This is a genomic window from Streptomyces sp. NPDC059668 (assembly GCF_042734135.1).
Classification (GTDB): Bacteria; Actinomycetota; Actinomycetes; order Streptomycetales; family Streptomycetaceae; genus Streptomyces.
Genome location: NZ_JBHWEL010000107.1, coordinates 1 through 25960, shown reverse-complemented (window position 1 = coordinate 25960; position 25960 = coordinate 1). Strand labels below are relative to the sequence as shown.

The following is a 25960-nucleotide window of genomic DNA, read 5'->3' as shown; positions in this document are numbered from 1 at the left end:
CGCCCCCCTCTCTCCCGCGGCCCCGCACCCCCGGGGCTCGCCCCGGGTCCGGGCCGGGCCGCCGCCGCCGCGGGCGGGCGGGCCCCCGGCTGGTCCCCCGTCACCGGGGTGTCCGCCGGCATCACACGGGTCGCCGACACCGGGCTGTCCATGGGCGTCACGCGGATCGCCCGCATCCGGCGTTCCGCGAACGCCGCACGCTCCGGGGCCCCTTCACGAGCCACGGACGCCTGACGCTCCGCGGGAGTCTCGGGGTCTTCGGACGCCGCACGGTCCTCGGGCACCGCACGGTCCGCCCAACTCGGGCGATGTGCGCGTAATCCGCGGTCCGCGCCGGATCCCCGGTCGGCGCCGGATCCCCGGTCCCCGTCTGTTCGGCGGTCCACCCCGGTCCGGGGTTCCGTCCCCGTTCGGGACGGCGTCGGAGCACCCGGCTCCACCGCAGCTACACGAGCCGTTTCGGCACCCTGTTCGATCTCCGTCCCGGATTCCGCTTCCGCGTCGGGCGCGGCCTCGGAGTCGATTCCGGCCTGCGGCCAGGTCGACGTCGCCTGGGCCGCCTCGGGCCAGACGAAGGATTCTTCGGGACCGTCCGCCGTCGCGTCGCCCGCTTGTCGCGGTTCTGACGGATCGGGACCGATCCCCTCCCCTCGATGACCGTTTCGGTGATCAGGTTGGGCCTCTTCTGGCCACTTGTCCACGTGCACGTACATCCCCCCAGGGACGGATTTCGGGTGCGCGCGCGACACCGGGCGCTACCAAACGCCGTCGGGAACGGGCCCCCACCCGCCCCGAGCGCCCCCTTTACCACAATGAACCCGGAAGATGAATGTAGCGCACGCGAGGGATCGGTGTGGTTATGTGTCAAACCTGCCTCGTCATGACGGCCGCGTCGCTGGCCGGAATCCAACCGTCCACGGGGCGTCGCAACCACCCTTCCTCGGCCGCGAGTTCGACCGCCGCCCGCCGCAGAGCATCGATGCCGGGATGCTCCAGCCCCTTCCGCCACACCAAGGACACGGGTGACAGGGGGACTGGGTCGACCAGAGGCCTGCGTACGGTTTCGGACATCGTCGGAAAGTCCACGACGGCCAGCACCGGGTTCCGCTTCTTCGCCATGATCCGGCGGAACTCCTCCACTCCGAGGGCCACCGGCGCGGGCGGCGCGAGCACGATCCCACGTCCCTCGAAGAGGTGACGCGCCAAGTCGGTCCACTCCAGCGTCCGGGGATTCCCCGCGCCGGCGTACACGGTCTCGCCCGCCAGCGCGTCCAGCGGCACCGCGTCCAGGGCGGCGAGCGGATGATCCGCGGGCAGGACGACGGCCATCGGCTCGTACCGCACGGGCTGCTGTGCGAGCCTGGCCCGGACCGCGGGAGCGAGGCCCGCGAACCGTCCGAACGACGCGTCCAGGCGCCCCGCGAGGATCTCCTCGGCCGCGCCGGTGAGCCCGCTCTCGAAGCGGGCCATCAACTCGCACTCCGGGGCGAGCGCGCGGGCCCGGTCGAGGACGCGGCCGCAGGTGAGTCCCGGGGAGTTGACGTCGACCAGCAACGGCCGGTCCGGGCCGGTCCCGGCGAACGCGGACAGCAGGGCCTCGTTCGCCTCCAGCACCCGCCGCGCGTACGGCAGCAGGCGCTCGCCGTCGGCCGTCAGCGTCACCCGGCGGGTCGTCCGCACGAACAGTTCCGTCCCCAGTTCCCGCTCCAGCCGCCGGACGTCCCGGCTCAGGGCCTGCTGGGCGACGTACAGCCGGGCGGCGGCCCGCGTGAAGTGCGACTCCTCGGCGACGGCGAGGAAGGCGCGCAGGAGACGGGGGTCGGGAGGGGCGGTGCGGGACGTGTCAGGGGGCTGTTGACCAGGCATCGCGCGAATTTACAACGCGGATGCGTCAATCGCCGCCGAACAGGTGTTGGACCGTTCGCCCCACCCCCGGCGACGGTGGGCCCATGCCGCCACAGCCCTCCGAGCAGGCCCGTACGAGACCGCGCACCGTCACCGGCGAGAGCCCGGCACCCGCCGGCCCCGCCCTCGGCCCGCACCCTCCGAAGACCGCTCGCACCACCCGCACCCTCCACGCCCCCCGCACCCCGTACCACCGTCTCTTCGCCGTCCCCGGCGCCCGTGCCTTCACTCTCGGGAACCTGCTCGCACGGCTCCCCATGGGCATGTTCAGCGTCAGCGCGGTCATCATGATCGCCGGGTCGCGCGGCTCCTACGCGCTCGCCGGTGCCGTGACGGCGACGGGCCTCGCGGCGACCGCGCTGGTCGCCCCCTGGACCGCGCGCCTCGTCGACCGCCACGGCCAGGCCCGGATCGCCGTGCCCGCCACCGCCTTCGCCCTGCTGGGAAGTCTGGCGCTGCTGCTGTGCGTGCGCCTCGGGGCGCCCGACTGGACCCTGTTCGCCGCGTACGCCGCCACCGCCACCACGCCCAACACGGGCGGCATGTCGCGCGCCCGCTGGGCCCACCTCTTCCGCGCCGACCCCGACGCCGCGCACACCGCGAACTCCTTCGAACAGGCCGCGGACGAGCTGTGTTTCATGCTGGGCCCGGTGTGCGCGGCGTTCCTGTGCACCACGCTCTTCCCGGAGGCGGGCACGCTGGTGGCCGGCGTCCTGATGATGACCGGCGTCCTGGTCTTCGCCGCCCAGCGCTCCACGGAACCGCCGCCCCGGCGGCACCCGCGGTCCAAGTCCCCCGTCCTCGCCCCCGGAATGCCTCCGCTCCTGCTCGGCTTCCTCGCCACCGGAGCGGTGTTCGGTTCGATGGAGGTCGTCACGATCGCGTTCGCGGACGCGCAGGGACACCGGTCGGCCGCGGGCGCGGTGCTCGCCCTGCAAGCCGCCGGCTCGTGCGCGGCGGGGCTGCTGTACGGGGCCCTGAAGCCGGCCGGCCCCGCCGAACGGCGCCACCGCGTCGGCCTCGCCGCCATGACGGTCACGATGTCCCTGCCGCTGCTCGCGGCCTCGCTCACCGGTTCGCTCCCGGTGCTGGCGGCCGCGCTGCTCCTCGCCGGGACCGCCACCGCGCCCACCATGATCACCGGTATGGCGCTCGTCCAGCGGCGCACGCCCGAGGGCCGCCTGAACGAGGGCATGACGCTCGCGGTGACCGGTCTGCTCGGCGGGATCGCCTGCGGCTCGGCGACAGGCGGGTGGGTGGTGGAGCGCTTCTCCTCGACGGCCGGGTATGCCGTACCGGTCGCGGCGGCGGCGACCGCGTTCACGCTCTCGACCCTGATATCAGGGCGTTTTCGAGGGAGTTCGCCGTCTTTTCGCGGGAGTGCGCCGTCCGGCGGGTCGAACCCGTGCGCCAATTCCGACGCACCCCATTGACGCGCCCGGAGCCCCCACATACCTTCCCCCGTCGAAGCGCTTCGACGCGATGTGTCGAAGTGGTTCGCCGGCCGTCGCGTGACGGCTCCGATCCCATCCGACTCCCCGGAGGCAATGGATGTCGACGACACGAAGGCGTGTGGTGGCGACGGCGGCGGCGACCCTGACGGGCGCCCTGCTGCTGGCCTCCTGCGGCAGCTCGGACAGCGGTTCGCCGGACGGCAGGACGCTGCGACTGTGGCACTACGAAGGGCCGGACAGCGCGATGGGCGTGGCCTGGAACGAGGCCATCAAGGAGTTCGAGAGGACCCACCCGGGCGTGAAGGTGAAGTTCGAGGAGAAGGGCTTCGAACAGATCCAGAAGACCGCGCCGATGGTCCTGAACTCGAACGACGCGCCCGACCTCATGGAGTACAACAAGGGCAACGCGACGGCCGGACTGCTCTCCAAGCAGGGACTCCTCACCGATCTGACGGCCGAGGCGACCAAGCGTGGCTGGGACAAGAAGATCAGCGCGGGGGTGCGCACCACCAGCCAGTACGACGCGAACGGCGTCATGGGCTCCGGCAAGTGGTACGGCGTGCCCAACTACGCCGAGTACACGATGGTGTTCTACAACAAGGACCTCTTCAAGAAGTACGGCATCGCGGAGCCCACCAGCCTCGACCAGCTCACCGCCGCCATGGACACGTTCGTGTCGAAGGGCATCACCCCGCTGGCCAACGCGGGCGCCGAGTACGTGGCCCAGCAGTACCTGTACCAGCTCGCCCTCTCCAAGGCCGACCGCTCCTGGGTCGACAAGTACGAGCTCTACAAGGGCAGGACGGACTTCCACGACGCCGCCTGGACGTACGCGGCCACCACCTTCGCCGACTGGGTGAAGAAGGGCTACATCGGCAAGAAGTCCACCTCGCTCAAGGCCGAGGACGCGGGCGTCTCCTTCATCCAGGGCAAGAGCCCGATCCTGTTCAGCGGCAGCTGGTGGTACGGGCGCTTCCAGACGGAGAACAAGTTCGACTGGGGCACCTTCCTCTGGCCCGGCAGCGATCTCACCCTCGGCTCCGGCGGCAACCTCTGGGTGGTCCCCAAGGGCGCCGAGAACAAGGCCCTCGCGTACGACTTCATCGACATCACCATGTCGAAGAAGATCCAGAACCTGCTCGGCGACAAGGGCGGGGTCCCGGTGGGCGCCGACCCCGCCGCCATCACCGACCCGAAGGCCAAGACCCTGATCGCCGACTTCAACACGCTCTCCGGCAAGGACGGTCTGGCCTTCTACCCGGACTGGCCGGTCGCCGGCTTCTACGACGTCCTCGTCTCCGAGACCCAGAAGCTGATCACGGGGAGCGAGAAACCGGACGCCTATCTGAGCGCGCTGCAGGCGGCGTACGACAAGGGCGCTCCGAAGACATGACGGCCACCGTCGAACGGGGCGGCCGGGCGGTCCGGCGGCAGCACAGCCGTACGGCCCGCCCGCGCCGCCCCCACTCCTCCTACGCCCTCTTCCTGCTCCCCGGCGTCCTCGCCTTCCTCGCGGTGATCGTCGTCCCGTTCCTGATGAACACCGGTGTGAGCTTCACCGACTGGCAGGGCGTCGGCTCACCGAAGTGGTCGGGGCTCGCCAACTACCGCGAGCTGCTGGACGACTCCGAGTTCTGGGCGTCCTTCCGGCACAGCCTCTTCATGGTCCTCGCGATGGCCGCCGTACCGACGGTCCTCGGGCTCGTGCTGGCCGCCGCCCTCTTCGACTTCGTCGGCAAGCACTTCGGCACGAGGATCGCCGCCGTCCTGCGCGCCTGCTTCTACCTCCCCCAGGTCCTGCCCATCGCCGTCGCCGGCATCGTCTGGAGCTGGATCCTCGCCCCCGACGACGGCTCCCTGAACGCGCTCCTGAAGGCGGTGGGCCTCGGCTCGCTCCAGCGGGACTGGCTCGGCGACCCCGACCTCGCGCTCTACAGCGTCATGGGCGTGATGGTGTGGGTCCAGATCGGCTTCCCGCTGGTCGTCTTCATGGCGGGGCTGCAACGCGTCGATCCGCAGCTGTACGAGGCGGCGGAGCTGGACGGCGCGGGCTGGTGGCGCCGTTTCGGGCACATCACGCTGCCGCAGATCCGCCCGGAGATCTACGTCGTCCTCCTCTGGTGCACGATCGCCGCGCTCAAGGTGTTCGGCGCGGTGTACGTCCTCACCAAGGGCGGTCCCGGCGGCGCGACCGACGTGCCGTCCTACTTCTCCTTCACCACCTTCTTCGAGAAGACCCAGGTCGGCTACGGCGCCGCGATCTCCACCGTGCTGACCGTGATCATCCTCGTCCTCGCCCTGGTCGGCCTGAAGCTCCAGACCCGTGCCGAGGACGCCGAGGAAGGACTCCGCGCATGACCGCCGTACGCCGGTATCCCGTCCTCGTCGCCCTGGTCCTCGCGGCCCTCTTCATGGTGCTGCCGTTCGGCATCGTCGCGGTCAACGCGGTCAAGTCCCCCGCCGAGTACTCGTCGAACGGGCCCCTCAGCCTGCCCCACGGCCTGTATCTGGACGGCCTCAAGGACTTCTGGCAGCGCGTCGACTACGGCCAGAAGCTGGTCAACTCGGTCCTGATCTCGGGCTCGGTGGCGATCGGCGCCGCCGTGCTGTCCGTCCTGAACGCGTACGCGATCGGCATCGGCCGCGTCAGGGGCCGCACCTGGGTCCTCGCCTTCTTCGTGCTGGCGAACATGCTGCCGCAGGAGGCGCTGGTCTACCCGGTCTACTACCTGAGCAAGCAGGCGGGCCTCTACGACACCCGGCTCAGCGTGATCATCGTGTTCACCGTCGTCCAGGCGGCCTTCGGCACGTATCTCCTGTCCTCGGTCCTCGGACAGTTCCCGCGCGAGATCATCGAGGCCGCCCGGATCGACGGGGCGAACAAGTGGCAGGTGCTGTGGCGGATCGTGGTCCCCGTCAGCCGCCCCACCATCGGCGTCCTCCTGGTCTTCTTCTTCATCTGGACCTGGAACGAGTTCCTGCTGCCGCTGGTGATGCTGATCTCCAACGACAACCAGACGGTGTCGGTGGCGCTCGGCGTCCTCCAGGGCCAGCGCCTGATGGACGCGACCATGACCAACGCGGCGGCCCTCCTCGGCGTGCTCCCCGCGATCGTCTTCTTCCTCGTCTTCCAGCGCACGCTGACCCGCGGCATCGCCGTGGGCGCGGTCAAGTAAGGGGTGTGGGCGTGAAGTTCACGGACGGCTACTGGCTGCTGCGCGAAGGCGTCACCGCGGCCCACCCGGTCGAGGTCCTCGACGTGACCGCGTCCGGCGGAACCCTGGAGATCCACGCGCCGACCCAGCCCATCCGCCACCGCGGCGACCTGCTGAAGGGACCGGTCGTGACGATCAGCGCGCACGCGCCGATGCCGGACGTCATCGGCGTCACGTTCACGCACTTCCAGGGCGAGGAACCGCGCGGGCCCCGCTTCGAACTCCACCGGAGCGGGTTCTCCCCCGTCGTGGAACACGACGACGAGCACGCGACGCTCACCGCGGGCGCCCTGTCCGTGCGGGTCTCCCGCACCGCCCCCTGGCACGTCGACTTCCTCGCCGGCGGCCGCGTCCTCACCACCAGCGGCCCCAAGGGCATGGGCATCATGCGGGACGCGGCCGGCGCCCACTACCTGCGCGAGCAGTTGAACCTCGGGGTCGGCACCCAGGTCTACGGCCTCGGCGAGCGTTTCGGCCCGCTCGTCAAGAACGGCCAGGTCGTGGACATGTGGAACGCCGACGGCGGCACCGCCACCGAACAGGCCTACAAGAACGTGCCGTTCTATCTGACGGACGCGGGCTACGGCGTCTTCGTCGACCACCCGGGCCGGGTCTCCTTCGAGGTCGGCTCGGAGGCGGTGTCCAGGGTCCAGTTCAGCGCCGAGACACAGCAGTTGACGTACTACGTCATCCACGGGCCGAGCCCCAAGGACATCCTGCGCACGTACACGCGCCTCACCGGCCGCCCGGCCCTCCCGCCCGCCTGGTCCTTCGGCCTGTGGCTGTCGACGTCCTTCACCACCTCCTACGACGAGGCCACCGTCACCTCCTTCATCGACGGCATGCGGGAGCGTGAACTCCCCCTCTCCGTGTTCCACTTCGACTGCTTCTGGATGCGTGAGTTCAACTGGTGCGACTTCGAGTGGGACCCGCGCGTGTTCCCCGACCCGGCGGCCATGCTGACCCGGCTGAAGGACAAGGGCCTGCGCATCTGCGTATGGATCAACCCGTACATCGCGCAGCGCTCCCCGCTCTTCGCGGAGGGCAAGGCCCTGGGGCATCTGCTCAGGAGGCCCGACGGCAGTGTGTGGCAGTGGGACCTGTGGCAGCCGGGCATGGCGCTGGTCGACTTCACCAGCCCCGCCGCCCGCGACTGGTACGCCGCCAAACTGGAGGCACTGCTCGACCAGGGCGTCGACTGCTTCAAGACCGACTTCGGGGAGCGGGTCCCGGTCGACGTGGCGTACGCCGACGGCGCCGACCCGGAGCGCATGCACAACTACTACACCTATCTCTACAACCGCACCGTCTTCGAGGTGCTGCGCAAGCACCGGGGTGAAGCGGAGGCCGTCGTCTTCGCCCGCTCGGCGACGGCCGGCAGCCAGCAGTTCCCGGTGCACTGGGGCGGCGACTGCGAGGCGACGTACGCGTCGATGGCCGAGTCGCTGCGCGGCGGGCTGAGCCTCGGCATGTCGGGGTTCGGCTTCTGGAGCCACGACATCGGCGGCTTCGAGGGAACGCCGGCACCGGCCCTCTTCAAACGGTGGATCGCCTTCGGTCTCCTCTCCTCCCACAGCAGGCTGCACGGCTCCTCCTCCTACCGGGTGCCGTGGCTGTTCGACGAGGAGGCCGTGGACGTGCTGCGGCTGTTCACCCGGCTGAAGCTCCGTCTCATGCCCTATCTGTACGGGGCCGCCCGCGCCGCGCACGCCGAGGGGGTGCCGATGATGCGGGCGATGGTGCTGGAGTTCCCGGACGACCCGGCGTGCGCGCATCTGGAACGGCAGTACATGCTCGGCCCGGACCTGCTGGTCGCGCCCGTCTTCAACGACGAGGGAGACGTCTCCTACTACGTGCCGGACGGCACCTGGACCCACCTGCTCACCGGGCGCACGGTGACCGGTCCGCGCTGGGTGCGCGAACACCACGGCTTCCTGAGCGTGCCGCTGCTGGTACGGCCGGGCGCGGTGATCCCGGTGGGAGCGGTGGACGACCGGCCCGACTACGTCCACGCCGACGGGGTCACCCTGCACGCGTACGGACTGGAGCGCGGCGCCCGGGTGACGGTGGCGGTGGGCGGGGTGACGTTCACCGTCGTCCGTGAGGGGAACACCCTGCGGGCCTCGTCGAGTGATCCGGCGGCGCCGTGGGGGCTGGCGGCGGGCGGGCGCGAGGTGCGCGCGACGGCGGGGACGGGGTTCCTGTCCCTGGAGCTGACACCCGAACCGGAGCCGGGGCCGGGGCCGGAGCCCGGTCCGGGGTCCGAGTGATGGTGAGGAGGGCTTCACCACCGCCGCCGACCGGGGCGGACTCGTGTCCTGTGTCCACCCCGGCTGACGGAACGCGCGAGCACCGCACCGCGCACGCTGCCCCTCGAGGGACCGCGGCTCGTCCCGCGCCGATCCGGGGTCAGTCGGCCTCGACCAGGTAGTCCACGTAGGAGACGTGGAATTCGCCGTACCCGAAGCGCTCACCGATCGCCTGGTACCGGTCGTACTGCTCCTGTGTGAGCGGCACGGACAACGTCCTCAGGACGCACAGGAACAGCCGGAACCCGAGATCGGGATCGATCCGGGTGACCACGTGTTCCAGCGCCTCCATGACGCCGGAAGCGGGAACCGGACCCCAGTAGGGACTGACGGCCCTGTCCATCACCGTGGCCGCCGTCTCACGGACCTCGCGCAGCACCGGGCCGGTGAGTGCGGTGCGGGCGGGCGCCACGACGGGTGTGTACCCGGGGGCGGCCTCCCTCAGCCGCTCCCGGCACACGTCCGCGATCAGCCGGAGCCAGTCCCGGCCCCCGGTTTTCGTCGGCCAGTCCGAGGCCCCGGCCCACAGGACGGAGATCGCGGTGTCGGACAGCGAGGACCGCGACAGGCGGACCGTGTCCTCCAGCAGGACGGCCGCCGCGGAGCCCCGGGTCTGCCCGACATCGTCGCCGTCGGCCGCGCTCCGGATCTCCTTCCGGCTCCCGTACCAGTCGTGGTGTGCCCTCCCGGCGAGGCCGGAGAGCCCGAAGTCCCAGGTGGAGTCGCGGCGGGCGGTGTCGATGGGCGGCCACGCGACGTCGAGACCGGAGTCGACGAGCACGGAGTGGTGACCGCACCTGCCGCCGAGCGCCTGGAGCCGGTCGTACCACTCCTTGTCGATCCTCACGGACCCGGTCTTCAAGGCTCTCAGGAAGAGCCGGAAGGCGAGTTCGGGAACCCGGGCGGCCACCTCTTCCAGGGCCGCCAGGGTGCCGGGGGCGGGAAGGGGGCCCGCCGGCCGCTCGCGGCAGGACCGTATCTCCGCGACGACGTCGTCCCGTACCTCGTCGGCCGTCGGCAGCCGGGCGTCCAGTGGGGAGGGGGCCCGAGGCCGTCCGGGGATCTTCCGTGGCGGCCGCGCGGCGCAGATCCCGTCGACGCGCCGCAGCCAGTCACGGGCGCTCATGCCGTGCGCCGCGGGATCCCACCCGCCCCCGGCGGCCGCCCGCCACACGGCCTGGATCGCCTCGTCCGGCAGCGGCGAGTCGACGAGCCCCCGCACGTCCTCGCGCAGATCGTCGGCGTATCCCCATTCGTCGTGGCTGACGTCGAAGCCGAGGATGCTCCGCTCGTCCGCGCCGAGATGGTCGACGCTGTCCACGGGGCATTCGCGGTCGTACGCGTCGAGCTTCGCCGTGACGAGGCCGAGTGCCGCGCCGGTGTCCCCCGGAGCGGGTGAGAGGGCGAACATCTCGGTCAGCCCACTGAGTCCGAAGTCCCCGTCGTAGTCGACGTAGTACGGCTCCTGCCGTCCCGTCACGGTCGTCCCCTCCAGCCTTCCGTGCCCGCGCCCACTCCACTTCGAGCTCCGCGGGCGGCGTACCCGAACCGCGGGCTCGCGCCTACAACTGCCGGTCACCTTGCCAGATGACGGACGTCATCGCCGCCAGACCACCATGTGCCAGGCCCCTGTAGGTCACTGTCCGGTCGGGGCCGAGCTCGTGGGCGACTCGTCCCGCCAAGTCCTCCCCCAGGCGGAACAGCCGCTCCCACTCGCCGTCGTACTTGCCCTCCTCCCGGTCCCGCAGGTCCAGGTTCACCGTCGCGTCGATGCTCCTCGCCCACGCGTACAGGCCGGCGACGAGTTCCCCGGACAGGTCCAGCCCGGCGGCGGGATCGTCGGGGAAGAAGTCACCGAATCCGTCCGCGCGCAGCGGAGCGAACCTGAACTCGCCCTCGACCGTGAGGTCGACCGGGTACGCCGGTGTGCCGTGGCTGTCGCGTTCCCCGTGCAGGCGGTCGCAGCTCCAGCACACCCACTTCGCCGTCCGGTGGCGCTCGTCCCAGTAGCGCACCGGCCACAACGGCCCGAGCCGCCCGGCCAGTCGTCGGGTGGCCGCCAGCCCCTGCCGTACGTGCTTGCGCAGTTCCGGGCGAGAGGTGAAGCCCTCCGGCGGACGGGACAGCGACCATGAGCGCAGCGCGTCCGCCAGCCCTGCCGAGAGGTCCAGCCGGCCGTCGTCCAGGGGGACGTTACGGGTGAAGGCCGCCAGATCCTCGTGAGCCCCGGGGACCTCCGACTCGTACAGCGGAGACGGCTCGCCCCGGGCCCGCACGAGCAGATCACGCGGTTCTTCGAGGGTCATGGCGGGATTGCTCCGATCATGTGTGGGTCGCCGGCCGCATCAAAGGCACGCGCCGGGTCCTGCTCTCGGAGGCGCACCGGTTGCGAAACACCTTCGGGTCTCCGATATCGCCCGTCCCGAATTTCGGGCATGAGTTCCTGACGGGGCGAAGGAGCGTGCGGCACGGAACCACCGACGCACTTCAGCCGAATGACCACGATCTCCGCACCAGGCCGACCACGGCACCCGGCCACCCGAGCACCGAGCACCGAGCACCGAGCACCAGTCATGACGAAGGCCCCGCCGCTCGAAAGCGACGGGGCCTTTGCCCACATGGGATGTGGAGGTCCCGGGGGACCTCCTGATCGTGGAGATGGCGGGAATCGAACCCGCGTCCACCGGTGCAGAATCAGGGCTTCTCCGTGTGCAGTTCGCTGCGATTTTCTCGGCCCCGGTGATCACGCGAACAAGTCGCCGACGGGCCCAGTCACTGTTTGATTTCCCATCGAACCCCGTGACCGGGCTCAATGGTTTAGTTCCCTAGATTATGCCAGGATCCGGGTCGGGAACACTCCCGGGCTGACACCCATTAAGGGTCCTTCACTCACTGCTTATTAGGCAGCGAGGGCGAAGGACTGGGAATCGCTCTTGGAATTGGCGATTATTGGTTGCGACATATGGTTAACGAGATCATTGTCGCTTCCTCGACACGCTTCCCCTGCTTCGACAGCCGCTGTCGAAACCGATCATCCCCATGTTGTTTTTTCAAGCCCCTCCGAAGAGGGTGGCGCACCCGCTGTGGGATGCAGATCCCATCGTACGTGACCGACGCACGTCGGTGCCACCGTATTACCCGTGGCCACCGTCCCGCGGTCACCGCGTCCGTGGCTACTCGCCCCGCTGTTTCCGCTTGGCCGCCGCGATCGCGCGGTCCGACTCCCGGCGGTCCTGCTTCTCGCGCAGGGTCTGCCGCTTGTCGTACTCCTTCTTGCCTCGGGCGAGCGCGATCTCCGCCTTGGCCCGGCCGTCCTTGAAGTACAGGGCGAGGGGCACGATCGTGTGGCCCGTCTCCTCCGACTTCGAGGCCAGTTTGTCGATCTCCTCGCGGTGCAGCAGCAGCTTGCGCTTGCGGCGCACCGTGTGATTGGTCCACGTGCCCTGGCTGTACTCGGGAATGTGGGCGTTGTGCAGCCACGCCTCGTTCCCGTCGATCTGGACGAAGCCGTCGGTCAGCGAGGCGCGTCCCTGGCGCAGCGACTTCACCTCGGTGCCGGTGAGCACGAGGCCGGCCTCGTAGGTGTCGATGATCGCGTAGTCGTGCCGTGCCTTCTTGTTCTGCGCGACGATCTTGCGCTTGCCGTCCTTGGCCTTCGCGGCCCCCCCGCCCTGTTTGGGCTGGGACTCCTTCGGTACGTACATTCCCTTGCTCATAGTGCTGACCATTTTCGCACTACAGGGGGGTCCGGGGGAAAGCCGATTACCGGAGCGCCGGGCCGGGCGCCGCGTCGGGCCGGGCCGGTGGCTACGAAGGGTCGCCGAGGCCGCTGAGCACGGTCTCGGCGCGCGCCAGGGATCCCGCGTCGGCCTCCAGGTCGGGGGTGATGCCCCGGCCGTCGACGCCGTGGCCGGAGGGGGTGCGGTAGTGCCCGACGGTCAGCTCGGCGACGGACCCGCCGGGGAGGGTGCTCGGCATCTGGACCGAGCCCTTGCCGAAGGTCCTGGTGCCCACCACGACGGCGCGGCCGCGGTCCTGGAGGGCGCCGGTGAGCAGTTCGGCCGCGCTCATCGTGCCGCCGTCGACGAGCGCGACCAGGGGTCTGGTGGTGTCGCCGCCGGCCGCGGCGTGCAGGGCGCGCTGTTCACCGTTGACGTCGTAGGTGGCGACGAGGCCGCCGTCGAGGAAGACGGACGCCGTCGTGACGGCCTCGGTGACCAGTCCGCCGGAGTTGCCGCGCAGGTCGAGGACGACCCCGGCGTGCCGGGGGACCCGCTCGACGGCGTTCCGCACGGCGTCGCCCGCGCCCTTGGTGAAGGCGGCGACCTTGATCACGGTGACGCCGCCGGGGAGCTTGTGCACGGTCACGGAGTCCGTGGAGAGCCTGGCCCTGCGCAGGGTCTCGCTCCACGCGCGCGTGCCGCGCTCCAGACCGAGCCGGACCTGCGTACCGGCCGCCGCGTCGTCCGCGTCCCCGCGCAGTAAGGAGACCACCTCGGTGACGGGCCGGCCGTCGACGTCCTCGCCGTCGACGCTGCGCAGCCGGTCGCCCACGCGGATCCCCGCGGCCGCGGCGGGCGACGCGGTCTGCACGCGGGTCACCTCGATCCGGCCGTCACGCTCGCGCCGGGCCCACAGCCCGACGCCGGTGTACTGGCCGTCGAGGGCCTCCTCGAACTCCTCGTAGTCGCCCTGGGAGTAGACCGCGCCCCAGCGGTCGCCGCTGCGGCTGACGGCGCGCTCGGCCGCCTCCATGGGGGACTTGCCGTCGGCCATCGCCTCGGCCGCCGCCGCGGCGACGTCCCTGTGGTGGGCGGTCGGCGTCGAACGGGCGGACGGGAGCGGGGATTTCCGGTCGGGGTCACCGAACGAACCGGTCGCCGCGCCGGCGACGAGAACGCTCGCGAACACCAATGTCAGGGCAGCCCCGCGGCCGACGCGGCGGGGCTGGCAGAACAGGTCACGACCTGACATGGCGGTGAGTCTAGGACAACGCGAAGGGCCGTACCGCCGGTTGGCAGTACGGCCCCCTTGGCATGCGTCACACCTTCAGGTACTTGCGCAACGCGAAGAACGCGGCAAGCGCGGGCATCAGCAGGCTCGTCGCGAGGATGAGCGGGAGCTTGGTGAGCACGGCGTCCCAGCCGATGAAGTTGATCAGGTTCAGCTTCTCGGACAGGGCCAGACCGTGATCGATGATGAAGTACCGCGCGACCACCAGGAATCCGCAGGCGACACCGCCGCCGATGAGTCCGGCGACCGCGGCCTCCATGATGAACGGCGCCTGGATGTAGAACCCGGAGGCCCCGACCAGGCGCATGATCCCGGTCTCCCTGCGCCGGCTGAACGCCGAGACGCGCACCGTGTTGACGATCAGCATCAGGGCGACGACGAGCATCATCGCCATCACCGCGCGCGCGGCCCAGTTCATGCCGTTGAGCAGCCCGAAGAGGTTGTCCAGGATGCCCTTCTGGTCCTGAACGGACTGCACGCCGTCACGCCCGTCGAAGGCGGTCGCGATGACCTGGTACTTCTCCGGGTCCTTCAGCTTGATGCGGTACGACTCCTGCATCTGGTCCGGCGTGAGGGAGCTGGCCAGCGGGGAGTCGCCGAACTGCTCCTTGTAGTGCTTGTAAGCCTCGTCCGCGGACTCGTACGTCACCTTCTGGACGACGGTCATCTTGCCGAGGTCGCTCTCGATCTGCTTCTTCTGCTCGGCGGTCACGGCCCCCTTGGCGCAGTGGGGGTCGGACTCCGCGTCGCTCTTGTTGCAGAGGAAGACCGAGACGTTGACCTTGTCGTACCAGTAGCCCTTCATGGTGCTCACCTGGTCGCTCATCAGGAGCGAACCGCCGAACAGGGCGAGGGAGAGGGCGACCGAGACGACGACCGCGAAGGTCATCGTCAGATTGCGACGGAGACCGACACCGATCTCCGACAGAACGAACTGGGCGCGCATGGCGTCTGGTAAGCCTTTCCGTGGACCGTCGTCAGTGCTGGTAGCCGTAGACGCCGCGCGCCTGGTCGCGGACGAGACGACCCTTCTCCAGCTCGATGACGCGCTTGCGCATCTGGTCCACGATGTTCTGGTCGTGCGTCGCCATCACCACAGTCGTGCCCGTCCGGTTGATGCGGTCGAGCAGCTTCATGATGCCGACGGAGGTCTGCGGGTCGAGGTTGCCGGTCGGCTCGTCCGCGATGAGGAGCTTGGGGCGGTTCACGAAGGCTCTCGCGATGGCCACACGCTGCTGCTCACCACCGGACAGCTCACCGGGCCTGCGGTCCTCCTTGCCGCCGAGCCCGACGAGGTCGAGCACCTGCGGCACGGATTTGCGGATCTCGCCGCGGGACTTGCCGATGACCTCCTGGGCGAAGGCCACGTTCTCGGCGACCGTCTTGTTCGGCAGCAGCCGGAAGTCCTGGAAGACGGTCCCCAGCTGGCGCCGCATCTGCGGCACCTTCCAGTTGGAGATGCGCGCGAGGTCCTTGCCCAGGACGTGCACCTGACCGTGGCTGCACCGCTCCTCGCGGAGGATCAGCCGCAGGAAGGTGGACTTTCCGGAGCCGGAGGACCCCACGAGGAACACGAACTCACCACGCTCGACCTCCAGGGAGACGTCCCTGAGAGCGGGGTGGGTCTGCTTGGGGTAGACCTTGGAGACATTGTCGAATCGGATCACGGATGCACCACGGGTCGCCGGGGGTAGGTGTGCGTGACCATACGCGAACCGGGTGTGGGTCCGCAGTCGGCGTCCGGGGTTGCGCGACGCTTGCACGTTTTGTCACGGATCTGACGGGCTGGAAAGCGTCCGGGCGGGGCAGGATAAGGCGAGCCGCGCCGAAATCCGCGGAACCTGGCACAGTGGAAGGGGAACGGTTGCGTTCCCCGCGGCGTTATGTACGCGGAGGACGGCGCAAGGAGGGCAAGCGCATGACGTACGACCGATTGGTGTGCGCGAACTGCGCGGCGCCCGTCAGCGAGGGCCGCTGCCCGGTCTGCCGCGCGAACCGGGAGAGGTTGCAGCAGGAGAGCCCCTTCGCCGGGCTGAACCCGATGGCACTGATAGCGCTGCTGGCCGTGCTCATCGCGACGGTGGCACTGCTGGCCCACCAGACGGTGTAGGACCCCGAGAGGGCACCCAGGGCGTACGAACGGCTACCCAGGGCGTACGGGAAGGGCCCGGAGCACCTCGCTCCGGGCCCTTTTCGCATCTCACGCACGCAAAGTGTCGCTTGTCACACCGCTCCGCGTCAGGCAGCGGCGCCGCGGCCGCCCATGAGGCGCGGCAGCAGACGGAAGCCGATACCGCCGGCGATCATCGTGGCGGCGCCGACCAGCAGGAACGTGGTCTCGGCGGCACCCGTCTCGGCCAGCTCGCCGCTCTTGCCCTGGGCGGAGGTGTCCGAGCCGGTGTCGGTCAGGACGGAGGAGCCCTTGCCCTGCTCGACGGGCTTGGAGCCGCCGTCGGGGTTGCTGTCGTTGCCGCCCGTGCCGGCCCCGTCGGTGGGGTTGTCGGTCGGCTCGTCGGTCGGGTCGGTGGGCTCGGTCGGCTCCTCGGTGGGGTCCGTGGGCCCGTCGGTCGGCTCGGTCGTGGCCGGCGCGGACTCGGAGGGAGGCGGGGTGGTGGGCGGCTCGCTGGTCGGGGCCGAGTCGCTGGGCGCCGGGCTGGTGGGAATGCCCGTGTCGCTCGCCGTCGGGGTCGGGCCGTCCAGCGTGACACCGACGTTGATGTCGAGGGCCGAGGCGGCACCCGCGGCGGTCAGCGAGGCACCGGCGGCGATCACCGCGCAGGCGGCTATCCGCGCCGCGCGAATCCGCGTCTTCTTGGTCATCTGCTTGCTACCCCCAGTAGCTGATCGTCAATGGAGCAGCGCCCGGGGCCACGGCGTCACAGGGTGGCTTTGCTCGACCCCCCGGTTCACATGCGCCCCAGAGATACGCATGCCACGCGTTACCATTCCCAGTTTTCAAAGCAGCGTCAAGGTCGTTGCGGCCGCGATGTCCAGATCACCGCCATTTGACCGCCATGAAGACATGTGACTGTGACGTAAAACCCAGACAACCGCCACACAAAAGGCAACTGCCGCCCGGAGAGCGGCAGTTGCCTTGTCGATAAAGAGGCCCTGGGGCCCCGTGTTACTTCTCCTGCTGCTTGCGCCAGCGAATTCCGGCTTCGAGGAACCCGTCGATCTCACCGTTGAACACGGCCTCGGGGTTGCCCACTTCGAAGTCCGTCCGCAGGTCCTTGACCATCTGGTAGGGGTGCAGCACGTACGAACGCATCTGGTTGCCCCAGGAGTTGCCGCCGTCGCCCTTGAGGGCGTCCATCTTGGCCTGCTCCTCCTGGCGGCGCCGCTCCAGGAGCTTGGCCTGCAGGACGTTCATCGCGCTCGCCTTGTTCTGGATCTGCGACCGCTCGTTCTGACACGAGACGACGATGCCGGTCGGCAGGTGGGTCAGACGCACCGCGGAGTCCGTGGTGTTGACGCCCTGACCGCCGGGACCCGACGAACGGTAGACGTCCACCCGGAGCTCGGACTCGTCGATCTCGATGTGGTCGGTCTGCTCGACGACGGGCAGGATCTCGACACCGGCGAACGACGTCTGCCGGCGTCCCTGGTTGTCGAAGGGCGAGATCCGTACGAGCCGGTGGGTGCCCTGCTCCACGGAGAGCGTTCCGTACGCGTACGGCACGTGGACGGCGAAGGTGGTGGACTTGATGCCCGCCTCTTCCGCGTACGAGGTCTCGTAGAGCTCGGTCTTGTAGCCGTGCCGCTCGGCCCAGCGCAGGTACATGCGCTGGAGCTTCTCGGTGAAGTCGGAGGCGTCGACGCCGCCGGCCTCGGCGCGGATGGTGACGACGGCCTCGCGGGAGTCGTACTCCCCCGACAGCAGCGTCCGCACCTCCATCTCGTCCAGCGCCTTCTTGACGGCGGTGAGCTCGGACTCGGCCTCGGCGCGGGTGTCCGGGTCGTCCTCCTCCTCGGCCATCTCGAAGAGCACGCTCAGATCGTCGATACGCCCGCGCAGCGCCTCGGCCTTCCTGACCTCCGCCTGGAGGTGGCTCAGCTTGCTGGTGATCTTCTGCGCCTCGTCCGGGTCGTCCCACAGGGACGGCGCGGCCGCCTGCTCCTCGAGCACGGCGACATCTGCCCTCAGCTTGTCGAGGTCCAGGACGGCCTCGATCGACTCCATGGTCGAGGAGAGGGACTTGAGCTCTTCGGATACATCGACGACTGCCACGCCTCCAGCGTAACGGCTGCGGCAAGCGGGGCTCCCACCCCCGGGGACCGGGCCCCCGGGGCTCCCCCGTCCCGGGGGCTGCCGCCCCCGGACCCCCGCATCGGCCTGGACGGCCTCGTCCTCAAACGCCGGACGGGCTGAAACACATGCCCCCGCCCGGAACCATCCCCTGCGGGTCCGCACCCTTCGGACGAAGCCGGGGCCCAGGGAGACACAGACCCGCCCCTCCAGCACAGGCCCACATCCTCAGCCCGTCCGGCGCTTGAGGACGAGCCCTTCAGGCGAAGCCGGGGCCCAGGGGGACACAGGCCCGCACCTCCGGCACAGACCCACACCCACAGCCCGTCCGGCGCTTGAGGACGAGCCCTTCAGGCGAAGCCGGGGCCCAAGGGGACACGGGCCCGCACCTCCAACACAGCCCCACACCCACAGCCCGTCCGGCGCTTGAGGACGAGCCCTTCAGGCGAAGCCGGGGCCCAGGTGGCGCGCACCCTGGCGGGGTCCGGGGCGGAGTCCCAGGGACAGGAGCCCCGGGTAACCGGACCGGAGGGCACACGTCAGGGAGAGGCCGGCGCCGAATTCTTCGTGTCGGACGGCTGCGCTCCCCCGTCGTCCCCCGAGGTGGCGATCCACGTCCCCACCCCCACCGCGGCGACAAGCACCACGCCCGCCGCCCCCAGCGTGATCCGGCGCCGCCGGGCGGAGGCCCGGTGCCGCGCCGACCCGGGCCGGGGCGCGCCCGCGGCGCGCGGCGCGCGGGCCGTCCCCCGGGCCCCGCCGGCCAGCTCGTCCGGCCCGGGCACCCGCATCGAGGTGTGCGTGTCCCGGTTCGAGTCCGGCGCGGCGCCCGGCACCAGCGGCACGGCACCTCGTCGCACCCGTGACGTCGGCTCGGCCGGCTCCGTGGCCTCCTCCGACGTCTCCTCGGCCGGTTCCCCGTCCGGCTCGTCCACGTCCAGCGGTGGCATCCCCGCCAGCAGCGGCAGCTGCTCCCGCAGCCGCGCTCCCAGCTCGGACGCCCGCAGCCGCGACGCCGGGGCCTTCGCCAGACACTGCACGAGGAGCTGCCACAGTTCCTCGGGGATCCCCGGCAGCGGCACGACCGTCTCGGTCACGTGCCGCCGCAGCACCGCCCCCGGGTGTCCGCCCCCGAAGGGCGTGAACCCGGCGAGGAGCTCGTACAGGACGGTCGCCAGCGCGTAGATGTCGACGGCGGCCCGCGGCGGCAGCCCCTCGATGATCTCGGGCGCGAGATAGTCCGGCGTACCGATGATCTTCGTGGCCCGGGTCCGCCGCGGCGAGTCGATGAGTTTGGCCACACCGAAGTCCGTCAGCAGCGCGGGATGCGCGCCACCGGGCCCGAGCGGCCCCTGCATGTCGAGCAGCACGTTCTCGGGCTTGACGTCCCGGTGGACCACCCCGGCCGCGTGCGCCGCCGCCAGTCCGTCCGCTACGTCGGCCACGATCGCGACCGCGGCCTCCGGTGCCAGCCGCCGTTCCCGGTCCAGCCGGGTACGCAGGTCCGTACCCCGTACGAGGTCCATGACGAGCGCGAGGTCGTTGCCGTCCACCACGAGATCACGCACCGCGACCACATGGGGATGGTCGAGACCGAGCAGGGCGGTGCGCTCCTGAACGAAGCGGCCCACGAGCTCCTGGTCGGACGCGAGGTCCTCGCGCAGCAGCTTGATGGCGACGGGCCCCTCGGGTCCCTCGCCCAGCCACACCGTACCGGCGCTGCCCCGCCCCAGAATCTGGTGGGCGGTGTAGCGGCTCCCGATCTTCCGTGCCAAGACTGCTCCTACCGACGCGTGTTGCCGCTAAAAGTACGCGTCCGAGGAGCCAACCTTCACTCCGGAGGCGGAAATCACCCGCCAGATGTCGACAAGTCCCCAGAGTCGGCCGCGGGCCGGCCGGCGGTCGGTCGTCCGGCGGCCGTCCGTCGACCGCCGGTCGAGCGCCGAACGAGCGCCGGTCAGGTGCGCGTCAGTTGCCGGACGAGCCCGAGCCGAGGTTCCCGACCCAGTCGCTGACGGTGTGGTACGTGTGGGTCACCTCGCCCCAGAAGGACCTGGTGGAGCCGATCCAGCCCTGCAGCGGACTGAACTCCCAGACCAGCCATCCGCCGACGAACAGGATGACGATCATGAACAGGCATCCCTTGAGGCAGCCCAGCCCCGGGATCCTCATCCGGTTGGCGCTGCGCTGCCTCGGCTCACGCGGCTGCCGCGGCGCGGGCGCCTCGGGCCGCTGCGGCGCGGGAGCGTACCGCTGGGGCTGCGGCTGCTGCTGCGGCGCGGGCGCGTAGCGCTGCGGCTGCTGACGCTGCGCCCGCCGGGACTGCTGTTGCTGTTGCTGTTGCTGTTGCTGGGCGTACTGCTGCTGGTACTGCTGAGGCTGCTGAGATCCGTACCCCTGCTGCTGCCCCTGCTGCTGGCCCTGCTGTTGCCCCTGCTGCTGATACCCGTATCCCTGCTGCTGGTCGGGCCGCTGCTGCGGTCGCGCGACCTGCCGCTGCGGACGCCGGCGCAGCGGGTCCTGGTCCGGGTCGATGTACTGGACCTGCGTCTGCTCGTTGCGGTCACGGGCCGCCCGCAGCTGGCTCTGCCAGGGGTGCGGGTCCTCCGGCCGGCCGGGCCCTCCGCCGGGCTGGTTCTGCGGTACCGGCGGCATGACGGCGGTCGGGTCGGCGGCACCCCGGTGCGGCAGGACCGCGGTGGGGTCGGCCGCGCCCGTGTGCGGAAGGACACTGGTCGCGCCGTTCGGGTCGTACGCCCCCGGAGCGCCGTGCGGCAGCACCTGGGTGGGGTCGGCCGCGCCCGGCGTGCCCGGGACCGGCGCCGGCGTCGGGTCGGGGGCGAGCAGCGCGCCCACCCCCTCCGCCGCGGCGATCTGCGCGGAGGTGGCGTGCACGCCGACGCCCTCGGCGACGGTGCGCAGTGCGCGCGCGAGGTTCTCGGCGCTGGGCCGCCGGTCCGGGTTCTTGCTCAGGCAGCGTTCTATGACCGTCCACAGCGGATCGGGCACGGTGGAGGGCCGGCGCGGCTCGGCGCTCAGGTGCTGGTGCAGCACTTCGAGGGCGGAGCCGCCGGAGAACGGCGGACGCCCGGTGACCAGCTCGTACAGCAGGATGCCGGCCCCGTAGATGTCGACGGCGGACGTCTGCGGGCGTCCCTCCGCGGACTCGGGCGCGACGTACGCGGGCGTGCCGACGAACTCGTGGGTCCGGGTCAGGCCCGGGGAGTCCGCGAGCCGGGCGATGCCGAAGTCGGTGAGCAGCGGGTGCATCTGGCCGCCGTCCTGCTTGAGCAGGACGTTCGCGGGCTTCAGGTCCCGGTGCACGACACCGTCGGCGTGGCTGGCGGCGAGCGCGTCGGCGATCTGGGCGGTGAGGAGGGCGGCGGCGACCGGCGAGAACGGGCCGTTCTCGCGCAGGTAGTGGTGCAGGTCCGGCCCCTCGACCAGATCCATGACGAGCGCGAGCAGATCGCCCTCGACGACGAGGTCACGGACCCGCACGATGTTCGGGTGGGTGAGCCTGAGCAGGACGGACCGCTCCCGCAGGAAGCGCATCACGACGTCCGCGTCGTTGGCGAGCTCCTCCTTCAGGACCTTGATCGCCACGGTCTCGCCGGGCTGGCCGGCGACGGCCGCCTCGGCACCCGCGGTCTCCCGCTGGCGGGCTCGCCAGACGGTGCCTGTGGCGCCGCGCCCCAGCGGCTCCTCAAGGAGGTACTTGCTCCCTACCGGCCGCACGTCATGCGCTCCCTGTTGCTTGCTTGCCTGGTCCGTCCGCCGTCGTCGCTTCTGCCGCGGCGGTTCCGCCCACTGTAGTGCCGAGCTGCCCGGCACCGGGCTGTCGTCCTTGTGTGCTTCCCGTGAGCGCCTGTGGTTCGTATAAGCGGGTACGTAGGCGTCCTCGTACATGTTCGATGGAAAGACGCTCACTCGCGACGGTTGGTTGCCGTTCGGCCCCTTCCACGGGGGTGTGACGGATGCCGCGAGTGATCCCAAGCGGGCACCGGTCGCGCACTGGTCAGGCACTTTTACGGGCAGAGCCGACCAATCAAGATCACTTCTGCCCGGGTGACGGGCGTGTTGTCAGTGACAGGTGCGAGGATGCCTTCAGTACTGGCCGACGTGTCCGTGCGCGGCGGGGGGATCTGCGGTGGGGGGACCGCAGCACAGCCTCGTCCTCGTCGCGGGCGCCTGCGCGGAAGGGACCCCTGACGGCGATGCAGATCCGGCTGACCGTCGTAGACCCGCTGGGCCCGCCCTCGGAGCCGCGGGGGCCTGCCGCGGCCTGCGATGTGCTGGTCACCGCTCCCGCCGGGACGGCGCTGGCGGCGGTGGCATCGGGTCTGGCCTCGGCGGTCGGCGGGGACGGCGGCGCCTCCCCGTCCGAGCGGAGCCGCGAGCTCGGCGGTGGTCCGGTGGTGCTGTACGCGGGCGCCGAGCGGCTCGACGGGCAGCGCTGCACCCTGGGTGAGCCACCGCTGACCGACGGCGCGGTGCTGTCCCTGGGCGCCCCCACGGAACCCGGTCCGGACATGGACGAGGACGCGGCCCAGCTCCATGTCGTCGCGGGCCCCGACGCGGGCGGTGTCCACCTCCTGCACGGCGGGCGGATCCACATCGGCCGCTCCGCCGAGGCGGACGTCCCGCTGGACGACCCCGACGTCTCCCGTCTGCACTGCGCGGTGACCGTCTCCCCCGAGGGCCGCGTCACGGTGGCCGACCTGGGGTCGACGAACGGTACGACGCTGGACGGCACCCGTGTCACCACCCGCCCGGTCGGCTTCCCGCCCGGCGCGCTGCTGCGGGTGGGAGAGTCCGCCCTGCGGCTGGCGCCGCCCGGCGGTCCGCGCTCCGTGGGGACGGCACCCGACGGGGAGGGACATGTCCGGGTCACCACGACGACCGGTGGGGGTGCCCACCCGGAGCCGGCGCCCGCCCGCGTCGCCTCGGTGCCGCAGGCCCGCGCCGGGGACGCCCCCGTCCCGCCCGGTGGTGAGACCCGTCACGGATACGGATCGGCGCCGTGGGCAACCGCCGGGGACGGCTCCGGGACGCACACGCACGGCCGGGCCGTACCCCCCGTCACCCCGTCCGCCCCGTCCACCTCGCCCGCCTCCTCCGCCGCGCCCCCCGTCGTGCCGGAACAGGGCAGGGCGCCCGGGATCGAGAACAGGCGCCCGGAGCCCTCCGGCCCCGGCACGACACCCGCCGGGGACTCCGCCCGGGTCCCGGCCGCTCCCGACCAGGGCACCAGGAAGGGCACGCCCCCGCGGGGCACCGAGCTGCCGCCGGGTGTACGCAAGCGGGGCGGCCTCGGAGCCTGGGCGCGACGGCTGACCGGCAGCCGCGGCGAGCCCACGGACACCGGCCAGGACCCGTACGAGTACGAGGACGAGTACGGGGAGACCGGCGCGTACGGGGCATACGGCGAGGACGACGCCGCCGGGCCCACGGCGGACCGCGGCGCGGTACGGGCGCCGGAGAGCTGGCCCGACCCCGCGGCGCTGCTGCTCACCGCGCTGGGACCGGGATCGCGGCTGTGGGAGCGCGGCCCGGGCCACCCGGAGGCGCTGACGGTACGGCTGGGAACGGCCGACCGGGCGGCGCCCCACGGCCCGGGACCGCTGCCCGCGGTACCGGTCACGGCCGGTCTGCGGGAGGTCGGCGCGCTGGGCCTGGCGGGGCCGCGGGCGCGCCTGGCGGGGCTGGCCCGTTCGGTGGTGGCGCAGCTCGCCGCGCTGCACTCGCCGGACACCCTGGAGATCGTCCTGCTGAGCACGGACCGCTCCCGCCCGGTCGAGGAACGCACCGCGGAGTGGGCCTGGCTCGGCTGGCTCCCCCATCTGCGCCCGACCCACGGGCAGGACTGCCGCCTGCTCCTCGCCTACGACCGCGAGCAGGCGACGGCGCGCACGGACGAGCTCCTGCGCCGCCTGGAGGACCACCTGACGGAAGCGGGGGGCGCTCACGGCACGCACTCCCGGGGCGCGGGCACCACCGGCCCCGGCGCCCGCCCCCGGCCGTACGACGAGACCGACCACATCCCCCTGGACCCCCGGGCCGCCGGACGGCGTCCGTCCTGGGCCCGGGACCAGGACCCGGCGGACAAGGGCGGGGACGGACCCGGGGGCACGGACACGGGCCGGGACCACGACGGGCCGTACACCCTGGTCGTCGTGGACGGCGACCCAGGAGGAGCCGACGTGCGGGAGGCCGTGCTGCGGCTGGCGCACGAGGGGCCCCGCGCGGGCATACACGTGGTCTGCCTCGCCGAGACCGCGGCGGCGTCCCCCGCGTCCCCGGTGGCGAAGACGTACGAGGCGGCCTGTGCGGCGTCACCGGTGTTCCGGGAGTGCGGGGCCGTCGCGCTGCTCAGCGGGGACGTGGCCACGGCACTGCGGCTGATGCGGGTCGCGTCCGGCGGCCCCGTGGGCCACGGCACGGTCGCCACCGTGGACGCGGTGTCCCGGGCCTGGGCCGAGCGCTTCGCCCGCGCCCTGGCGCCCCTGCGCACGGACGGCGCGCACGGCGACCGGCACACGCGCGTGTCCGCTCCGCTCCCCCAGATCGCCCGTCTGCTGGACGAACTGGGGCTGGCCCGCGCCACCCCCGCGTCGCTGATGGCGCGTTGGGCGGACGCGGCCGATGACACGGAGACGCTCGGCGGGCGCGGGCGGGCGGTCCTCGGCGCCGGGCCGCGCGGGCCGCTGGCGGTGGATCTCCCCGCCGAGGGGCCCCATCTGCTGATCGAGGGTCCGCCGGGCAGCGGCCGTACGGAGCTGCTCCGTTCGGTCGCCGCGTCCCTGGCCGCCGCGGAACGGCCCGACCGGCTCGGCATCGTGCTGGTGGACGGCCGGGACAGCACCGGCGGACACGGCGCGGGGCAGGGCGGCGAAGGGCTGCGGGTCTGTACGGACCTTCCGCACGTCACCACCCATCTCACCGCCAACGACCCCGTGCGGATGCGGGAGTTCGCGCAGTCGCTGAGCGCCGAGCTGAAGCGGCGGGCCGAGCTCCTCGGGCGGCTCGGCTTCGCGGAGTGGCACACCCACCGGGAGGTGTCGGGCCGGATCGTCGGCCAGCGAACGGCCCGGCCGTCCCCCGGGGGGACCTCCGGGGCGTCCTCCGGCGCCGCCGACCTGGACACCCCGCCCAGTGCGACGCTGCGGCTGCGTCCGGCGGCCACGCGCGCGCGTGCCGAGGCCGGGCCTCCGCTCGCCCGTCTCGTCGTCGTGGTCGACGACCTGGACGCGCTGCTCTCGCCCGCGCTGGGGTCGCCGGGCCGGCCGGCCGCGGGTTCGGTCGTACGTGCCCTGGAGGCCGTGGCCCGTGAGGGTGACCGGCTCGGTGTCCATCTCGTGGCGGCCGCCTCGGACGACGGGCGGGCGGCGGCCAGTGAACCGGGGCGTTCCGCCGGGCTCCGTGTCGCCCTGGACCCGGTGTCGCCCGGGGCCGACGAACCCGCTCCCGGGCGTGGGCGGTTGTTCACGCCGGACGGCCGGGTCACGCCGTTCCAGGCCGGGCGGGTCACGGGGCGTATTCCGCGGACGGCGACGCTGCGGCCGACGGTCGTGCCCCTCGAGTGGCAGCGGATGGGGGATCCGCCGGCTCGGCGGCCCGTACGGGAGTTGGGTAACGGTCCGACTGATCTGGCGCTGCTGGCCAGTGCGTTGGAGAGGGCGGCGAGGTCGGTGGCGGCCGCCGAGGTTCCGTCCCTCCTCTGACCCCGTTCCCCTCGCCCCTACCCGTCCCGTCCCCGGGGGGGGGGGGGCGGGCGCCCCCCCCCCGCCGGCGCGGCCGCGCCAACACCCAGAG

Annotated in this window: 19 protein-coding genes and 1 other RNA gene; 8 read left to right on the top strand and 12 right to left on the bottom strand. The window is 71.6% G+C overall.

The window, feature by feature from the left end; genetic code table 11:
* Window positions 1–234, top strand: a 234-nt coding sequence (locus ACFV2J_RS39905) for a hypothetical protein (RefSeq protein ID WP_385443368.1), incomplete at its 5' end; no start/stop codon positions are given.
* Window positions 235–864: 630 nt separating this feature from the next.
* On the opposite strand, the gene ACFV2J_RS39900 is transcribed toward ACFV2J_RS39905, so the two are convergent.
* Entirely contained in the window at window positions 865–1866 is a 1002-nt protein-coding gene (locus tag ACFV2J_RS39900) for a LysR family transcriptional regulator (protein WP_385089050.1), read from the bottom strand.
* An 83-nt stretch (window positions 1867–1949) separates the two neighbouring features.
* Between ACFV2J_RS39900 and ACFV2J_RS39895 the strand changes: the two genes are divergently transcribed.
* From ACFV2J_RS39895 to yicI, 5 genes are all read left to right on the top strand, one after another.
* Window positions 1950–3338 carry an MFS transporter gene (locus ACFV2J_RS39895; protein WP_385089053.1) on the top strand — a complete coding sequence of 463 codons (1389 nt, stop codon included), beginning with the start codon at window positions 1950–1952 and terminating at the stop codon, window positions 3336–3338.
* A gap of 118 nt (window positions 3339–3456) precedes the next feature.
* The gene (locus tag ACFV2J_RS39890; RefSeq protein ID WP_385089056.1) at window positions 3457–4752 is read left to right on the top strand and encodes an extracellular solute-binding protein; all 1296 of its coding nucleotides are present in this window, start codon (window positions 3457–3459) and stop codon (window positions 4750–4752) included.
* Window positions 4749–5717 (top strand): carbohydrate ABC transporter permease, encoded by a 969-nt coding sequence (locus ACFV2J_RS39885; protein ID WP_385443363.1) that lies wholly within the window; start codon window positions 4749–4751, stop codon window positions 5715–5717. Before ACFV2J_RS39890 ends, ACFV2J_RS39885 begins: the two co-directional genes overlap by 4 nt.
* Entirely contained in the window at window positions 5714–6535 is an 822-nt protein-coding gene (locus tag ACFV2J_RS39880) for a carbohydrate ABC transporter permease (RefSeq protein ID WP_385089059.1), read from the top strand. The genes ACFV2J_RS39885 and ACFV2J_RS39880 overlap by 4 nt, the downstream gene beginning before the upstream one ends.
* An 11-nt stretch (window positions 6536–6546) precedes the next feature.
* Complete coding sequence (gene yicI / locus ACFV2J_RS39875) at window positions 6547–8844, top strand: alpha-xylosidase (RefSeq protein ID WP_385089062.1); 2298 nt, start codon at window positions 6547–6549, stop codon at window positions 8842–8844.
* Window positions 8845–8983: 139 nt separating this feature from the next.
* Here yicI and ACFV2J_RS39870 read toward each other — a convergent pair whose 3' ends face one another.
* From ACFV2J_RS39870 to ftsE, 7 genes are all read right to left on the bottom strand, one after another.
* Window positions 8984–10363, bottom strand: a complete 1380-nt coding sequence (locus ACFV2J_RS39870) for a hypothetical protein (protein WP_385089065.1) — start codon at window positions 10361–10363, stop codon at window positions 8984–8986.
* A gap of 82 nt (window positions 10364–10445) precedes the next feature.
* Complete coding sequence (locus tag ACFV2J_RS39865) at window positions 10446–11189, bottom strand: hypothetical protein (protein ID WP_385089067.1); 744 nt, start codon at window positions 11187–11189, stop codon at window positions 10446–10448.
* 344 nt (window positions 11190–11533) lie between these two features.
* Window positions 11534–11922, bottom strand: a transfer-messenger RNA (tmRNA) gene (gene ssrA / locus ACFV2J_RS39860).
* 134 nt (window positions 11923–12056) lie between these two features.
* Complete coding sequence (gene smpB, locus ACFV2J_RS39855) at window positions 12057–12599, bottom strand: SsrA-binding protein SmpB (RefSeq protein WP_054229635.1); 543 nt, start codon at window positions 12597–12599, stop codon at window positions 12057–12059.
* A 91-nt stretch (window positions 12600–12690) separates the two neighbouring features.
* Window positions 12691–13857 carry a S41 family peptidase gene (locus ACFV2J_RS39850; protein WP_385443357.1) on the bottom strand — a complete coding sequence of 389 codons (1167 nt, stop codon included), beginning with the start codon at window positions 13855–13857 and terminating at the stop codon, window positions 12691–12693.
* 67 nt (window positions 13858–13924) lie between these two features.
* On the bottom strand, window positions 13925–14842 hold the full coding sequence (gene ftsX, locus ACFV2J_RS39845) for a permease-like cell division protein FtsX (RefSeq protein WP_153290289.1): 918 nt from the start codon (window positions 14840–14842) through the stop codon (window positions 13925–13927).
* 31 nt (window positions 14843–14873) lie between these two features.
* Window positions 14874–15563 carry a cell division ATP-binding protein FtsE gene (ftsE, locus tag ACFV2J_RS39840; protein ID WP_148008662.1) on the bottom strand — a complete coding sequence of 230 codons (690 nt, stop codon included), beginning with the start codon at window positions 15561–15563 and terminating at the stop codon, window positions 14874–14876.
* Between the two features lie 251 nt (window positions 15564–15814).
* Here ftsE and ACFV2J_RS39835 point away from each other — a divergent pair, with 251 nt between their 5' ends.
* Window positions 15815–16006 carry a hypothetical protein gene (locus ACFV2J_RS39835; protein WP_385096411.1) on the top strand — a complete coding sequence of 64 codons (192 nt, stop codon included), beginning with the start codon at window positions 15815–15817 and terminating at the stop codon, window positions 16004–16006.
* 128 nt (window positions 16007–16134) lie between these two features.
* Here ACFV2J_RS39835 and ACFV2J_RS39830 read toward each other — a convergent pair whose 3' ends face one another.
* The 4 genes from ACFV2J_RS39830 to ACFV2J_RS39815 form a co-directional block, all read right to left on the bottom strand.
* Window positions 16135–16716, bottom strand: a complete 582-nt coding sequence (locus ACFV2J_RS39830; protein ID WP_385096414.1) for a hypothetical protein — start codon at window positions 16714–16716, stop codon at window positions 16135–16137.
* A 304-nt stretch (window positions 16717–17020) separates the two neighbouring features.
* A complete protein-coding gene (prfB, locus tag ACFV2J_RS39825) occupies window positions 17021–18127 on the bottom strand; it encodes a peptide chain release factor 2 (protein WP_153290286.1) in 1107 nt (368 codons plus the stop codon).
* A 557-nt stretch (window positions 18128–18684) separates the two neighbouring features.
* Window positions 18685–19920, bottom strand: a complete 1236-nt coding sequence (locus ACFV2J_RS39820; protein ID WP_385443351.1) for a serine/threonine-protein kinase — start codon at window positions 19918–19920, stop codon at window positions 18685–18687.
* A 193-nt stretch (window positions 19921–20113) separates the two neighbouring features.
* Entirely contained in the window at window positions 20114–21883 is a 1770-nt protein-coding gene (locus ACFV2J_RS39815; protein ID WP_385094221.1) for a protein kinase, read from the bottom strand.
* Window positions 21884–22362: 479 nt separating this feature from the next.
* Between ACFV2J_RS39815 and ACFV2J_RS39810 the strand changes: the two genes are divergently transcribed.
* Window positions 22363–25869: an FHA domain-containing protein gene (locus tag ACFV2J_RS39810; RefSeq protein ID WP_385094224.1), complete on the top strand. Its 3507-nt coding sequence runs from the start codon at window positions 22363–22365 to the stop codon at window positions 25867–25869.
* The last annotated feature ends 91 nt before the right edge of the window (window positions 25870–25960 follow it).

Coding starts and splice junctions, on each gene's coding strand:
- ACFV2J_RS39900 (WP_385089050.1), bottom strand. CDS start 1,866: ATGCCTGGTCAACAGCCCCCTGACACGTCCCGCACCGCCCCTCCCGAC.
- ACFV2J_RS39895 (WP_385089053.1), top strand. CDS start 1,950: ATGCCGCCACAGCCCTCCGAGCAGGCCCGTACGAGACCGCGCACCGTC.
- ACFV2J_RS39890 (WP_385089056.1), top strand. CDS start 3,457: ATGTCGACGACACGAAGGCGTGTGGTGGCGACGGCGGCGGCGACCCTG.
- ACFV2J_RS39885 (WP_385443363.1), top strand. CDS start 4,749: ATGACGGCCACCGTCGAACGGGGCGGCCGGGCGGTCCGGCGGCAGCAC.
- ACFV2J_RS39880 (WP_385089059.1), top strand. CDS start 5,714: ATGACCGCCGTACGCCGGTATCCCGTCCTCGTCGCCCTGGTCCTCGCG.
- ACFV2J_RS39865 (WP_385089067.1), bottom strand. CDS start 11,189: ATGACCCTCGAAGAACCGCGTGATCTGCTCGTGCGGGCCCGGGGCGAG.
- smpB (WP_054229635.1), bottom strand. CDS start 12,599: ATGAGCAAGGGAATGTACGTACCGAAGGAGTCCCAGCCCAAACAGGGC.
- ACFV2J_RS39850 (WP_385443357.1), bottom strand. CDS start 13,857: ATGTCAGGTCGTGACCTGTTCTGCCAGCCCCGCCGCGTCGGCCGCGGG.
- ftsX (WP_153290289.1), bottom strand. CDS start 14,842: ATGCGCGCCCAGTTCGTTCTGTCGGAGATCGGTGTCGGTCTCCGTCGC.
- ACFV2J_RS39835 (WP_385096411.1), top strand. CDS start 15,815: ATGACGTACGACCGATTGGTGTGCGCGAACTGCGCGGCGCCCGTCAGC.
- ACFV2J_RS39830 (WP_385096414.1), bottom strand. CDS start 16,716: ATGACCAAGAAGACGCGGATTCGCGCGGCGCGGATAGCCGCCTGCGCG.
- ACFV2J_RS39810 (WP_385094224.1), top strand. CDS start 22,363: ATGCAGATCCGGCTGACCGTCGTAGACCCGCTGGGCCCGCCCTCGGAG.